Source organism: Methylobacterium cerastii, assembly GCF_022179125.1.
GTDB classification, from domain to species: domain Bacteria; phylum Pseudomonadota; class Alphaproteobacteria; order Rhizobiales; family Beijerinckiaceae; genus Methylobacterium; species Methylobacterium cerastii.
In genome coordinates this window covers 207583-220518 of the sequence record NZ_BPQG01000006.1, presented here as the reverse complement: position 1 = coordinate 220518, position 12936 = coordinate 207583, and the positions used below count along the sequence as shown (strand labels likewise).

Below are 12936 nucleotides of genomic sequence, written 5' to 3'. Positions count from 1 at the left end.
GCATGCACCTGATCCGCATCGATACGGTGAGCCTCGACGACGGCGAGGCGGCGGTCGACCTCGGGCAGCAGCCCGGCGACGTCGTCTTCCTGTCGTTCACCGATTCCGACCTGCTCGGCATGGCAAACGCCCACGCCGCCTGCGGGCCGGACTTCCCGTCTCTGCGGCTGGCCAAGCTGTCGCGGCTGCGCCACCCGATGTCGGTCGACCTCTACGTCGAAACGGTGGTGGCGAAGGCGAAGGTCGTCGTCATCCGCTGCCTCGGCGGGCTCGACTACTGGCGCTACGGCGTCGAACGCTGCGCCGCCGCGGCCCGGGCCGCCGGCATCCCGCTCGCGATCCTTCCCGGCTGCGACCGGCCGGACCCGCGCCTCGTCGAGCTCTCGACCGCGCCCGACCTCGCCCCGATCCTCGACGCCTATTTCCGCGCGGGCGGCCCCGAGAACCTGCGCCGGATGCTCGGGCGGATCGCGGCCGAGATCGGTTTCGCGACACCCGTCGAGCCGCCCGAGACCCTGCCGCGCGGGTTCGCCTGGTGCCCGGGCTGCGGGCCGCTGCCACTGGAGACCGCCCTGTCCGTCGGCGCCTCCCCGCTCGGGTTGACCCCACCCGACGCGCCCGCCCCGCACGCGCTGATCCTGGCCTACCGCTCGGCGGCGCTCGGCGGCGACGGCGCGCCGGCCGACGCGCTGGCCGCGGCGCTGCGCCAGCGGGGCATCGCGACGCTGACCGTCGCGGTGGCGAGCCTGAAGGACCCGGAGGCGGTCGAGGTCGTCCGCGCGGCGATCCGCGCGCGAAAGCCCGACCTGATCGTCGCCGCCACCGCCTTCTCGGCGCGCGAGGACGCCGGCTTCGTCCTCGACGCAGCCGACTGCCCGGTGCTGCAGGCCTTCACGGTCGGCAGCCCGCAGGAGGCCTGGGAGGCCTCGGCGCGCGGCATGAACGCGGCCGACCTCGCCATGCAGGTGGCGCTACCCGAGTTCGACGGCCGGCTCTCCGGGTTTCCGATCTCGTTCAAGCAGGAGGCTGAAGCCGTCGACGGGCACGCCGAGCGCCGCGCGGTCCCCTACGCCCCGGGGATCGCCGCACTCGCCGACCGCGCCGCCGCCTGGTTGCGCCTCGCCGCGACGCCCGCGCCGGAACGCCGGATCGCCGTGGTGCTGTCCGACTACCCGTCCCGCGGCGGCCGCGCCGGCTTCGCCGTCGGGCTCGACACGCCCGAGAGCGCCCGTGCGATCGTGTCGGACCTCGCCGACGCCGGCTACGCGGGCGGATCGCTGCCGGAGGCCGCCGCGCTCATGCACGCGCTGACGGACGGCGTGCAGGGTTTCGCGGTGTCGCTCGCCGACTACAGGGGTTGGCTTGCGACCCTGCCCGAGACGTCGCGCCAGGTTTTGACCGAACGCTGGGGCGCGCCGGACGCCGACCCCGCCATCCGGGACGGCTCCTTCCGATTCGGGGTCGTGAGGTCCGGCCACGACACATCCCCTCCCCCCTCTGCGGGAGAAGGAGAGCTGGGCGCGGCGGGCCGCATCGCGATCTTCCTCCAGCCCGACCGGGGCCGGTCGGACGACCGCAAGGCCGGCTACCACGACCCCGACGAGCCGCCGACGCACGCCTACCTCGCGTTCCACCTCGGGCTGCGCCGCAACTTCGACGCCCTAGTTCACCTCGGCACGCACGGCACCACGGAGTGGCTGCCGGGCAAGGCCGTCGCGCTGTCGCCCGGGTGCTGGCCGGCGCGGGCCGTCGGCGCCCTGCCGGTGGTCTATCCGTTCATCGTCGACGATCCCGGCGAGGCGGCCCCGCTGAAGCGCCGGCTCGGCGGCGTCGCCCTCGGGCACCTGACGCCCGCCGTCGAGGCCGGCGGCCTCGATCCCGAGGCGGCGCGCCTGCGCGAGCTCGTGGAGGAATACAGCTCCGCGAGCGTCCTCGACCCGCGCCGCGCGGCGCTGATCGCGCGCGCCATCCTCGACGACGCCGAGGCGGCCGGCCTGCTGGGGGGCGCCGGCATCGACGCCGACACGCCCATGGCCGACGCACTCGCGGCGCTCGACGCGCATCTGTGCGACCTCGGCGAGACCGCGTTCCGGGACGGGCTCCACGTCTTCGGCCGCGCACCGGACGGCGCGCCGGACGCCGTCGCCGCGAGCGCGCGCGCGGAGCGCGCCGGCCTGCTCGCTGCCCTCGACGGCCGCTTCGTGCCGCCCGGCCCGTCCGGCTCGCCCTCGCGCGGGCGCACCGACGTGATGCCGACGGGCCGCAACCTGACCACCCTCGATCCGCGCGCGCTGCCGACCCGGGCGGCGACCCTGCTCGGCGAGAAGGCGGCGGCCGCGATCGTGCTGCGGCACCTGCAGGACGAGGGCGAATATCCCGCCCGCATCGTCATGGACCTTTGGGCCTCGCCGACCCTGCGCACCGGCGGCGAGGACGTGGCGCACGCGCTTGCACTGATGGGGGTGCGCCCGACCTGGGACCACGCCTCCACCCGCGTCACCGGCTTCGAGGTACTGCCGCTCGCCCTGCTCGACCGCCCGCGCATCGACGTGACCTGCCGTGTCTCGGGCGCGTTCCGCGACACCTTTCCCGACACCCTCGCCCTCCTCGACCGTGCCGCGCGCGCCGTCGCCGAGCGCGACGAGGAGGACGACGAGAACCCGCTCGCCGCCGCCCGCCGCCGCGGCGAGGGGCAGGCCCGGGTCTTCGGCGCGGCGCCCGGCCGCTACGGTGCCGGCGCCGCCGAGACGGCCCTCGACGGAGCCTGGGCCGACCGAAACGACCTCGGGCGCGCCTACCTCGCGGCCAGCAGCCACGCCTACGGCGACGCCGAGGGCGCGGATGCGGGCTTCGCCGCGCGGGTCGCTCAGGCCGACGCCTACTTTCACGCCTTCGACGTGGCCGAGCGCGACCTGCTCGACGGCGACGCCGCCGCCGACGCCATGGGCGGGTTCGCGGCCGCGGCGTCGCTCGCCGGCGGCACGCCGACGCTCTACAGCCTCGACGCCTCGAATCCCGAGGCGCCGAAGGCGCGCACCGCCCGCGAGGACGCCGCCCGCCTCGTCCGCGCCCGCTTGGCGAACCCGCGCTGGATCGCCGGCCAGCTTCGCCACGGCTATCGCGGCGCGCAGGAGCTGGCCCAGGGGCTCGACGCAGTGTTCGTGCTCGCCGCCGCCACCGACGCCGTGACCGACGCCGACTTCGACCGGCTCTACGGCGCCTGGATCGCCGACCTCGACACCTTCGACGCCCTGCGCGCCGCCAACCCGGCGGCGACCCGGGCGATCCTGGAGCGCTTCGACGAGGCCCGCGCCCGCGGGCTCTGGACCAGCCGCCGCAACGCGATGCCGGCCGACGAGCTGATGCCGCAGGCGGCGGAATGAGTGCGTCCCGCCGCGTCCTCCCCGAGGCCTCGAGCCGCCGCGGCTGGTGCCCGAGCCTCGCCCGCCCGATGCCGACCGGCGACGGGCTGCTCGCGCGCATCCATCCGCCGCTCGGCATCCTGACGCGGGCGCAGCTCCGTGCGGTGGCCGACGCCGCCCGCGTCTTCGGCAACGGCCATGTCGACGTCACCGCCCGCGCCAACCTGCAGCTGCGCGGCGTGAGCGAGGCCACCCGCCCCGGTCTCGTCGCGGCGTTGGACGCGGCCGGCCTCGGCGACGTGCGCGCCGACGGCGGCCCGCAGCGCCTCACCCTGACGAGCCCGCTCGCCGGGTTGGCAGGCGAGGCGATCGACGTGGCGGGCATCGCCCGCGCGATCGAGGCGCACGGGATCGCCATCGCCGGCCTACCGCCGAAGACCCTGGTGCTGATCGAGGGCGCCGGCCTCGATCCGGCGGAGATCGCGGCCGACATCCACGTGCGAGCGGTCGGACCCGGCGTGGCGGTTTTGGGCCTCGCCGAAGTGTCCGGCGTCGCGTGGGTCGGAACCTGGGACGCTGAGCGGGTCGCGCCAGCGGTCGCAGCGCTGTTGAGCAGGTTCGCCGCGAGCGGCCATCGCCGCGTCCGCGACCTTTCGGCCGACGCGCGTGCCGAGATGGTGATGGCTTTGTCGGCAAACGGCGCGACGCTCTTCCCCCCCTCATCTGGGGAGGTGAGAGGGAAAGGCGCCTTCTCCGGTGAAGCACCGCCATTCCTCCCGATCGAAGCGCCCTTCGGACGCTGCACCGTGGCGATGCTCGTCCGGCTGGCGCAGGTCGCGGACGACCTGGACGCGGACGACATCCGCGTCTCGCCGACGCGCGGCTTCGTCCTGCCGGTGCGCGGCCCGCGGTCGCAGTGTCGGTGCGATGCGGCGGCCGAACTCGCCGCCGCCGGCTTCGTCACCGCGCCCGACGACCCGCGCCGCGCGGTCGCCACCTGCCCCGGCGCGCCGGCCTGCGCCTCCGGCTCGACGCCGACGGGGGCGGATGCCGCCCGGCTCGCGGAGGCGTTCCGACCGTTCGCCGCGGCGGGGCTGACGGCGCACGTCTCCGGTTGCGCCAAGGGCTGCGCCCACCCGGGCCGCGCCGACCTGACGCTGGTCGCGCGCGCAGGGACCTACGGCGTCGTCCTCGACGGCGCGCCCGGCGATGCGCCGGCTTGGGAACTGACTTTCGACGCGGCGCTGGAGCGCGTATGGAGGGCGAAACCCGGCGCGCTGGCACAGGCGTTCGGCCCCTCTTCCCTCCGTCGGCAGCCAAGCGCCGAACAAACCATCGGGACCACGATATGAGCGCCCGCCACGAGTACCTGCGCGACGGCGGCGCGATCTACGCCCGGTCCTTCGCGATGATCCGCGCCGAGGCCGACCTTTCGCGCTGGTCGGGCACCGCCGAGCGCGTGATCGTGCGGATGATCCACGCCTGCGGCATGACCGACCTGCCGGCCGACGTCGAGATGTCCGAGACCTTCGCCGAGGCCGGCGAGGCGGCCCTGCGCGCCGGTGCGCCGGTCCTCTGCGACGTGCGGATGGTGGCCGACGGCTGCACCCGTGCGCGGATGCGGGCCGAGAACCGCGTGATCTGCACCCTCACCGACCCGCGCGTGCCGGCCATGGCCGCCGAGATGGGCACCACCCGCTCGGCCGCCGCGATGGAGCTGTGGCGCGAGCACCTGCCCGGCAGCGTCGTGGCGGTCGGCAACGCGCCGACCTCGCTGTTCCGCCTGCTCGAGCTCCTCGACGAGGGCGTCGCGCCGCCGGCGGCGGTGATCGGCATCCCCGTCGGCTTCATCGGCGCCGCCGAATCAAAGGAGGCGCTGGCGCGCGACGGGCGCGTGCCGTTCGTCGTGGTGCACGGCCGGCGCGGCGGCAGCGCGATGGCAGCCGCCGCCGTCAACGCGCTCGCCAACGAGATCGAGTGATGGACGCGGGCGAGAACCGCTTCGCGGAGGCGCCGGCCGCGCAGCCGGACCGGCCGGCGGCGGCCGTCACCGGCACGCTGTTCGGCGTCGGCATGGGCCCGGGCGACCCGGACTACCTCACCGTCCGCGCCATGCGGGTGCTGGAGCACGCGCCGGTCCTCGTCCACTTCTGCAAGAAGGGCCGCCGCGGCAACGCCCGCACCATCGCCGACGCGGTGCTGCCGCCCGAGCCCGCCCGCGAGTTCGCCCTCGCCTACCCCTACACCACCGAGTTGCACCCGGATCACCCGGATTACGTCGGGGCGCTCGCCGCCTTCTACGACGACGCGGCGGGACAGTTGGCCGACCACCTCGGCGCCGGGCGCGACGTGGCGATCCTGTCCGAGGGCGACCCATTCTTCTACGGCTCGTTCATGCACCTGTGGCGGCGCCTGAAGGACCGATTCCCGGTGGAGGTCGTGCCCGGCGTCACCGGCATGTCGGGCTGCTGGACCAAGGCCGGCACGCCGATCACCTGGGGCGACGACGTGCTGACGGTGCTGCCGGCGACCCTGCCGGCAGCCGACCTCGCCGCGCGGCTCGCCGGCACCGACGCCGCCGTGATCATGAAGCTCGGGCGCCACCTGCCGAAGGTCCGCGCCGCCCTGCGCGAGGCCGGGCTGCTCGGGCGCGCCGTCTACGTCGAGCGCGGCACCATGGCCGGCGAGCGCGTCGTGCCGCTGGCGGACAAACCTGACGACGTGGCGCCCTACTTCTCGATGGTGCTCGTGCCGGGCGAAGGCCGCAGGCCGTGAGCGCACGTGTCGCGGGAGGCGGAAGCCTCGCGGTCGTCGGCCTCGGGCCGGGCGACGCCGGGCTGCTCACCGCGCGCGCGCAGGCTGCGCTCGATGCGGCCGAGGACCTGATCGGCTACATCCCCTACGTCTCCCGCGTGCCCGATCGGCCGGGGCTGACGCGGCATGCCAGCGACAACCGTGTCGAGGTGGACCGCGCGCGCCATGCGCTGGAACTGGCGGCCTCCGGCCGGCGGGTGGCGGTGGTCTCGGGCGGCGACCCCGGCGTGTTCGCGATGGCGGCGGCGGTGTTCGAGGCGGTGGAGGCCGGCGATCCGGCATGGCGCCACCTCGCGATCACCGTCGAGCCCGGCATCACCGCGATGCTGGCGGCGGCCGCCCGCCTCGGCGCGCCGCTGGGGGGCGACTTCTGCGCGCTCTCGCTGTCGGACAACCTCAAGCCCTGGGACGTGATCACCGCCCGGCTCGAAGCCGTGCTGCGCGCCGACTTCGTGGTCTCGCTCTACAACCCGATCTCGTCGGCTCGGCCCTGGCAGCTGGGCAAGGCCCTCGGCATCGCCGCCGAGATCCGGCGGCCCGACACGCCGGTGGTGTTCGCCCGCGCCGTGACGCGCCCCGACGAGGCGATCCGCGTGATGACGCTGACCGAGGCGCGCACGGCCACCGCCGACATGGCGACGATGGTCGTCATCGGCGCCTCGACCACGCGGCTGATCCCGCGCGGGCCGGGCGAGCGGCCGTTCGTCTACACGCCGCGCAGCGTCGGATGAGGCCGGCCCGCGCCGACGAGCCGCGCCACGGCCCCGGCTGCGTCCGCCACCGTCTCGACCGCCGGCTTCCAGGGCTGGCGCACGATCACCACCGGCAGCCGAAGCTGTCGCGCCGCAGCGATCTTGCCGTAGGTCGCGGCGCCGCCGGCGTTCTTGGTCACCAGCACCGCGATGGCGGCGTCCCGCATCAACGCCGTCTCGGCGGCCTCGTCGAAGGGGCCGCGCGCGCGGATCGCCGTGAGGCGCGGCACGGGGAGCGCGTCGCCGAGCGGCTCGATCGTGCGCACGACGTATTCGTGCTGGGGCGCCGCGGCGAAGGCAGAGACCTCCATCCGGCCCACCGTGAGGAAGACGCGCCGGGGCGCCGCGCCCAGCGCCGCGACACAGTCCGCGACACTCTCGACCTCGTTCCAGAGGTCGCCCGGCGCGCGCGCCCAGGCCGGGCGGCGGATCGCCAGGAGCGGCACGCCGGCCGCCGCCGCGGCGTCAGAGGCGTTCCGGCCGATGCGCGCGGCGAACGGGTGGGTGGCGTCGACCAGCCGATCGACCGCCTCGTCGCGCAGGTAGCGGGCCAGACCCTCGGCGCCGCCGAACCCGCCGACGCGGGTCGGGACCGCCTCGACCGCCGGGTTCGCGGTGCGGCCGGCCAGCGACAGGGTGACGGCGAGGCCGGGATGGGGGAGAAGGCCGCGGACGAGGGCGCTGGCCTCCGTCGTGCCCCCGAGGATGAGGATCCGCATGGCCGCCTTGTCCGATAGGCCCGAACCGGTGTCGAGGCCCGCGCCGTGGCTCGCGATCGTCGGGATCGGCGAGGATGGCCGCGCCGGGCTCTCGCCCGCGGCCGCCGCGGCGCTCGACGGCGCCCGCGTGGTCTATGGCGGCGGCCGCCACCTCGCGCTCGCCGGCCGGCTCGATGCGGAATCGCGCGCCTGGCCGAGTCCGATCTCGGACGCCTATCCCGACATCCTGGCGCGGCGCGGGACGCCGACCTGCCTGCTCGCCACCGGCGACCCGTTCCATTACGGCATCGGCGCCGAGATCGCCCGGATCGTACCGGCCGCCGAGATCCGCGCCTTCCCGCTTCCCTCCGCCTTCAGCCTCGCCTGCGCCCGCCTCGGCTGGCCGCTCGCCGAATGCGCCTGCGTCACGCTGCACGGCCGGGCGCTCGCGCAGGTCGTCCGCCACCTGCAGCCCGGCGCGCGCCTGCTCGTCCTGTCCTGGGACGGGACGACGCCGGCCGCGGTCGCGGCGCTGATGACGGAACGCGGCTTCGGCGCCTCGCGGATCACGGTGTGCGAGGCCATGGGCGGCCCGCGCGAGCGCCTGCGTGAGAGCCCGGCGCGCGGCTTTGACCTCGGCGACATCGACGCCCTGAACACCCTGGCGATCGAGGTGGTCGGCGAGCCCGGCTGTCGCGCGGTCGGCCTCGCCGCCGGGCTCGACGACGGCTGGTTCGAGAACGACGGGCAGCTGACCAAGGCCGAGATCCGCGCCGTGACGCTCGCGGCGCTTCGTCCGCTCGCGGGGCAACTGCTCTGGGACGTCGGCGCCGGCGCCGGCTCGGTCGGTATCGAATGGATGCTGCGCCATCCCGCCATGCGGACGCTGGCGATCGAGGCCCATCCCGCGCGCGCCGAGCGCATCGCCCGCAACGCGCAGACCCTCGGCGTGCCGGGACTGGCCGTCGTCCACGGCCCGGCGCCGGACGCGCTCGCCGGGTTGCCGGCGCCGGACGCGATCTTCGTCGGCGGCGGCCTCTCGGCACCGGGCGTGCTGCCAGCGGCTTTGGCCGCCCTGCGATCCGGCGGCCGGCTCGTGGCCAACGCGGTGACGCTGGAGGGCGAGGCGGTGCTGCTCGCCGCCTTCTCCGCGCAGGGCGGGTCGCTGCGGCGGCTGTCGATCGCCCGCGCCGACCCGGTCGGCGGTCTGCACGGATGGCGGGCGGCGATGCCGGTGACGCAATGGGCCTGGACCAAGCCGTGACGGGACCCCGCCTCGTCGCCGGCATCGGCTTCCGGCACGGCGTCGCCCCCGAAGCGATCGTCGCCCTGATCCGCCGCGCCCTCGACGAGGCCGCGTGCGGGGGCGCCCTCGTCGCCATAGTCACCGCCGCCGACCGCGCCGGCGAGCCGGCGATCCAAGAGGCCGCCGCCGCCTTCGGCCTCGTGCCCGCGTCGGTGGAGCCCGAAGCGCTCCTTTCGGTCGATCCGCGCGTGCCGACGCGCTCGGCCCGGATCGAGCAGTCGCGCGGCGTCGGCTCGCTGGCCGAGGCGACCGCCCTGGCGGTGGCTGGCGAGGGCGGACGCCTCGTCCTCGCCCGCATCGACGACGGGCGGGTCACCTGCGCGCTCGCGGCGATGGCGCCGACGGGCGCCGAACACCCGAATCTTGAATCCAAGCGCGCCCGAGCGGCGCAGATCGCGACCGCATGACCGTCCATTTCATTGGCGCCGGACCGGGCGCCCCCGACCTCATCACGTTGCGCGGGCGCGACCGCATCGCGGCTTGCCCGGTCTGCCTCTATGCCGGCTCGCTGGTCGCGCCGGAGATCCTCGGCTGGTGCCCGCCCGGCGCGCGGATCGTCGACACCGCCCCGCTCGACCTCGATGCGATCGTCGCCGAGATCGAGGCGGCGCATGCGCGCGGGGAGGACGTGGCCCGGCTGCATTCCGGCGACCTCTCGATCTGGAGCGCGCTCGCCGAGCAGATGCGCCGCCTCGACCGCATCGGCATCCCCTACACGGTCACGCCGGGCGTTCCGGCGTTTTCCGCCGCGGCCGCGCTCTTGAAGCGCGAGCTGACGGTGCCGGGCGTGGCGCAATCGGTCGTCCTCACCCGCACCTCCGGCCGGGCGAGCGCGATGCCGGAGCGCGAGACGCTGGCCGCCTTCGCCGCCACCGGCGCGACCCTCGCGCTGCACCTCTCGATCCACATCCTGGACAAGGTCGTCGCCGAGCTGATCCCGTTCTACGGCGCGCCCTGCCCGGCCGCCGTGGTGTTCCGCGCCTCCTGGCCGGACGAGCGGGTGATCACGGGCACGCTGGCGACGATCGCCGACCTGGTGGCGGGGTCGGGCATCGAGCGCACGGCGCTCATCCTCGTCGGGCCGGCGCTCGGCGCCGAAGACTTTCGCGAGAGCGCGCTCTACGCCGCCGACTACGACCGCCGGTTCCGGCCCGGCGGCGCGGTCGGGACGGTGGACGCCGAGGATTCGAACGCATGAGCGTGCCCGGCATCCTCGTCGCCGCGCCGCGGTCGAGCTCCGGCAAGACCACCGTGACGCTCGCGCTGATGCGGGCGCTCGCCCGGCGCGGCTTGCGCGTGCGGGGCGTGAAATGCGGGCCGGACTACATCGACCCGGCCTTCCACGCCGCCGCCACCGGCCATCCGAGCGTGAACCTCGACAGCTTCGCCATGGGGCCGGCCCTCCTCGACGCGGTCGCGGGCTTTGCCGTGCGCGATGCCGACATCGTCGTGGCGGAAGGGTCGATGGGCCTGTTCGACGGCGTCCGCGCCGGCGAGGGCCGCACGGGGGCGAACGCCGACATCGCCGCCCGCTACGGCTGGCCGGTGCTGCTGGTGCTCGACGTCTCCGGGGCGGCGCAATCGGCCGCCGCCATCGCGCTCGGCTGCTCTCTCTACGACCGGCGCGTCAAGATCGCCGGGGTGGTGCTGAACAAGGTCGCCAGCGCCCGCCATCGCCGCCTCGTCGAGGCCGGGCTGCAGCGCGTCGGCATCCCGGTGCTCGGCGCGCTGATGCGGGACGCGTCGCTGGTCCTGCCCGAGCGCCATCTCGGGCTCGTCCAGGCGCGCGAGACCGCCGACCTCGACGCCCGCCTCGACCGCCTCGGCGACCTCGCCGTCGAGGGGCTCGACTGCGACGCGATCCTGGCCGCAGCGGGCGGTGCGGTCCCCGTCGGCGCGGGCGCCCTCCCCTGCCCGCCCGGCCAGCGCATCGCGGTCGCCGCAGACGCGGCGTTCAGCTTCCTCTACCCGCATCAGGCGGCGGGCTGGCAGGCGGCAGGCGCCGAAATCGTGCCGTTCTCGCCGCTCGCCGACGAAGCGCCGGACGACGGCTGCGACGTATGCTGGCTACCCGGCGGCTATCCGGAGTTGCATGCCGGCCGCATCGCCGCAGCCACGACCTTCCGCGACGGCTTACGGACCTTCGCCGAGACGCGGCCGGTGCACGGCGAGTGCGGCGGCTACATGGTTCTGGGTGACAGCCTGGAGGACGCCGCCGGCATCCGGCATCCGATGGCGGGGTTGCTGCCGGTCGCGACCTCGTACAAGGCCCGCAAGCTCCATCTCGGATACCGCGTCGCCCACCCGATCGGCGACGGGTTGCTGGGGCCGGCCGGGCTGCGCCTCGTCGGCCACGAGTTCCACTACGCCACCGAACTCACCCCACCGCCGGCGGAGGACGAGGCGTTCTGCCGGGTCGCGGATGCGGAAGGAACCGACCTCGGCTTCGCCGGGCATCGGCGCGGCCGCGTCACCGGCACGTTCTTCCACCTGATCGCGCTGGAGGATTGACGCGGACCGCCGCGCAGGCCGCAGCGGACCGCGCCCCCGTGGTGCCCATCAGATCGCGTTACTCGGCGGCTTCGGCCTCGGCCACGTCGGCTTGCGGCTGACCGAGCTTGGCCACCGTCCGCACGATCGCGAGCACGTCGCGGCGCATCTGGTCGTTCTCGATCAGCGCGTAGGCGCGCAGCAGCTCGATCGCGCCGTGCGCGCTGAGGAAGCCGAACACGTCCTCCTTCGGGGCCGCGCCCTCGTCCTTCTCCTCGAAGAAGGCCGAGACCGGCACGTCGAGCAGCCGGGCGATCTCGCGCAGGCGCCCGGCGCCGACACGGTTCTGGCCCTTTTCGTATTTCTGCACCTGCTGGAAGGTGACGCCCACCGCCGTGCCGAGCGCCGTCTGGCTCAACCCGCGGGCCTTGCGCAGGGCGGTGATGCGGAGCCCGACGAGGCGGTCGACGTCGGTGGTCTGTTTCGGCATCATCGTCGGACACAGTCCTGTTTCGCGGCCACAACTTAGGGCGCACCGCCATCCTCGCGCGGTTCTGCCGCCGCTCGGACGATTGACACCCAGTCACGCAGGCCGCCACCTGCCTCGCGCGCGCCTGACGGTGCCCTGCCGACGCCCGGCGAGGGCGAAGGGCTACCCACCCGAGCGCTTCAACAAAAACAACTAGGACACGAATTAAACGAGAATGCAAGCTTAGATCGTTCCAGCAGGGCGGTTGTCACCGCGTTCGCGCTTACCCGCCTCATGCCCGCGCTAAAACTATAGTAAGTGAGTTCTCGACTTGCGGTCGTCGTCCGGCCGCAACCCTGGGTGGGAACTACGCAGACCGGCAGTCCGACTTCGGAACGATGGCCGGACGCCATCAAATCATGGAGATGTTGATGTTCATTGCGATGAATCGTTTCAAAGTCGTTAAGGACTCCGCTACCGATTTCGAACAGGTCTGGCTCGGGCGCGACAGCCACCTCGGCGAGATGGAGGGCTTCGTCGAGTTCCACCTGCTGCGCGGACCGGAGGCGGACGACCACATCCTCTACGCGTCGCACACGATCTGGCGTTCGAAGGCAGACTTCGAGGCCTGGACCCGCTCCGAGCAGTTCCGCAAGGCGCACGGCCGCGTGCCGACGACGAAGCCGCTCTATCTCGGACATCCGCAGTTCGAGGGCTTCGAGACCATCCAGACCGTCGGCGGAGCCGAGAACGCCGTCGCCGCCGAATGATCGCGCGGCCCCGGCCTCCGCGCACGCGGGCCGGGGCTTCGATGCAGCCAAGTCTTCGATTTAGCCGAGCCTTCGCTTGGACTGTGCCTGGCCGGTGGACGAACTCGCCCGTCGGGGCCGATGCCAAGTCTTCAAGCTCTCGAACACGGCTTTGACGGAGTCGAGCCCGCTCTCACTAGAAGCCTCACCTGCCCTCGGCGTCCGCTCTCATCCCCTTATGCACGCAAGTCTGCGCGCCCCGTCGAAGCCGCCGGGTCGTCACGCGACTTGCGGAC

12 protein-coding genes are annotated in these 12936 nt (G+C 74.5%); 10 read left to right on the top strand and 2 right to left on the bottom strand.

The annotated features are described in order from the left end of the window. Window positions 1–2: 2 nt before the first annotated feature. The 5 genes from cobN to cobJ are packed head-to-tail and all read left to right on the top strand — an operon-like array spanning window position 3 to window position 6907. A complete protein-coding gene (gene cobN / locus MFF13_RS03140; protein WP_238270772.1) occupies window positions 3–3383 on the top strand; it encodes a cobaltochelatase subunit CobN in 3381 nt (1126 codons plus the stop codon). After that, window positions 3380–4714, top strand: a complete 1335-nt coding sequence (locus tag MFF13_RS03135) for a ferredoxin-like domain-containing protein (RefSeq protein WP_147761377.1) — start codon at window positions 3380–3382, stop codon at window positions 4712–4714. Before cobN ends, MFF13_RS03135 begins: the two co-directional genes overlap by 4 nt. Further along, window positions 4711–5343 carry a precorrin-8X methylmutase gene (locus MFF13_RS03130; RefSeq protein WP_147761378.1) on the top strand — a complete coding sequence of 211 codons (633 nt, stop codon included), beginning with the start codon at window positions 4711–4713 and terminating at the stop codon, window positions 5341–5343. Before MFF13_RS03135 ends, MFF13_RS03130 begins: the two co-directional genes overlap by 4 nt. Further along, window positions 5343–6137 (top strand): precorrin-2 C(20)-methyltransferase, encoded by a 795-nt coding sequence (locus MFF13_RS03125; protein WP_147761379.1) that lies wholly within the window; start codon window positions 5343–5345, stop codon window positions 6135–6137. Before MFF13_RS03130 ends, MFF13_RS03125 begins: the two co-directional genes overlap by 1 nt. After that, entirely contained in the window at window positions 6134–6907 is a 774-nt protein-coding gene (gene cobJ / locus MFF13_RS03120; protein ID WP_147761380.1) for a precorrin-3B C(17)-methyltransferase, read from the top strand. The genes MFF13_RS03125 and cobJ overlap by 4 nt, the downstream gene beginning before the upstream one ends. Here cobJ and MFF13_RS03115 read toward each other — a convergent pair. Beyond that, window positions 6883–7647: a cobalt-precorrin-6A reductase gene (locus MFF13_RS03115; RefSeq protein WP_147761381.1), complete on the bottom strand. Its 765-nt coding sequence runs from the start codon at window positions 7645–7647 to the stop codon at window positions 6883–6885. The two genes, cobJ and MFF13_RS03115, sit on opposite strands and share 25 nt — an antisense overlap. Here MFF13_RS03115 and cbiE point away from each other — a divergent pair. Genes cbiE through MFF13_RS03095 form a run of 4 tightly spaced genes read left to right on the top strand, consistent with a single transcriptional unit; the run spans window position 7646 to window position 11443 of the window. Next, window positions 7646–8890, top strand: a complete 1245-nt coding sequence (cbiE, locus tag MFF13_RS03110) for a precorrin-6y C5,15-methyltransferase (decarboxylating) subunit CbiE (protein WP_147761382.1) — start codon at window positions 7646–7648, stop codon at window positions 8888–8890. The genes MFF13_RS03115 and cbiE overlap by 2 nt on opposite strands. Continuing rightward, window positions 8869–9339, top strand: a complete 471-nt coding sequence (locus MFF13_RS03105; protein ID WP_147761383.1) for a cobalamin biosynthesis protein — start codon at window positions 8869–8871, stop codon at window positions 9337–9339. Before cbiE ends, MFF13_RS03105 begins: the two co-directional genes overlap by 22 nt. Then, entirely contained in the window at window positions 9336–10130 is a 795-nt protein-coding gene (gene cobM / locus MFF13_RS03100) for a precorrin-4 C(11)-methyltransferase (protein WP_147761384.1), read from the top strand. The genes MFF13_RS03105 and cobM overlap by 4 nt, the downstream gene beginning before the upstream one ends. Beyond that, complete coding sequence (locus MFF13_RS03095; RefSeq protein WP_147761385.1) at window positions 10127–11443, top strand: cobyrinic acid a,c-diamide synthase CobB; 1317 nt, start codon at window positions 10127–10129, stop codon at window positions 11441–11443. The genes cobM and MFF13_RS03095 overlap by 4 nt, the downstream gene beginning before the upstream one ends. A gap of 58 nt (window positions 11444–11501) precedes the next feature. Here the strand turns inward: MFF13_RS03095 and MFF13_RS03090 are convergent, their stop codons facing one another. Then, window positions 11502–11915: a helix-turn-helix domain-containing protein gene (locus MFF13_RS03090; RefSeq protein ID WP_147761386.1), complete on the bottom strand. Its 414-nt coding sequence runs from the start codon at window positions 11913–11915 to the stop codon at window positions 11502–11504. 407 nt (window positions 11916–12322) lie between these two features. Between MFF13_RS03090 and hmuQ the strand changes: the two genes are divergently transcribed. Beyond that, a complete protein-coding gene (gene hmuQ / locus MFF13_RS03085) occupies window positions 12323–12661 on the top strand; it encodes a heme-degrading protein HmuQ (protein WP_147752914.1) in 339 nt (112 codons plus the stop codon). The last annotated feature ends 275 nt before the right edge of the window (window positions 12662–12936 follow it).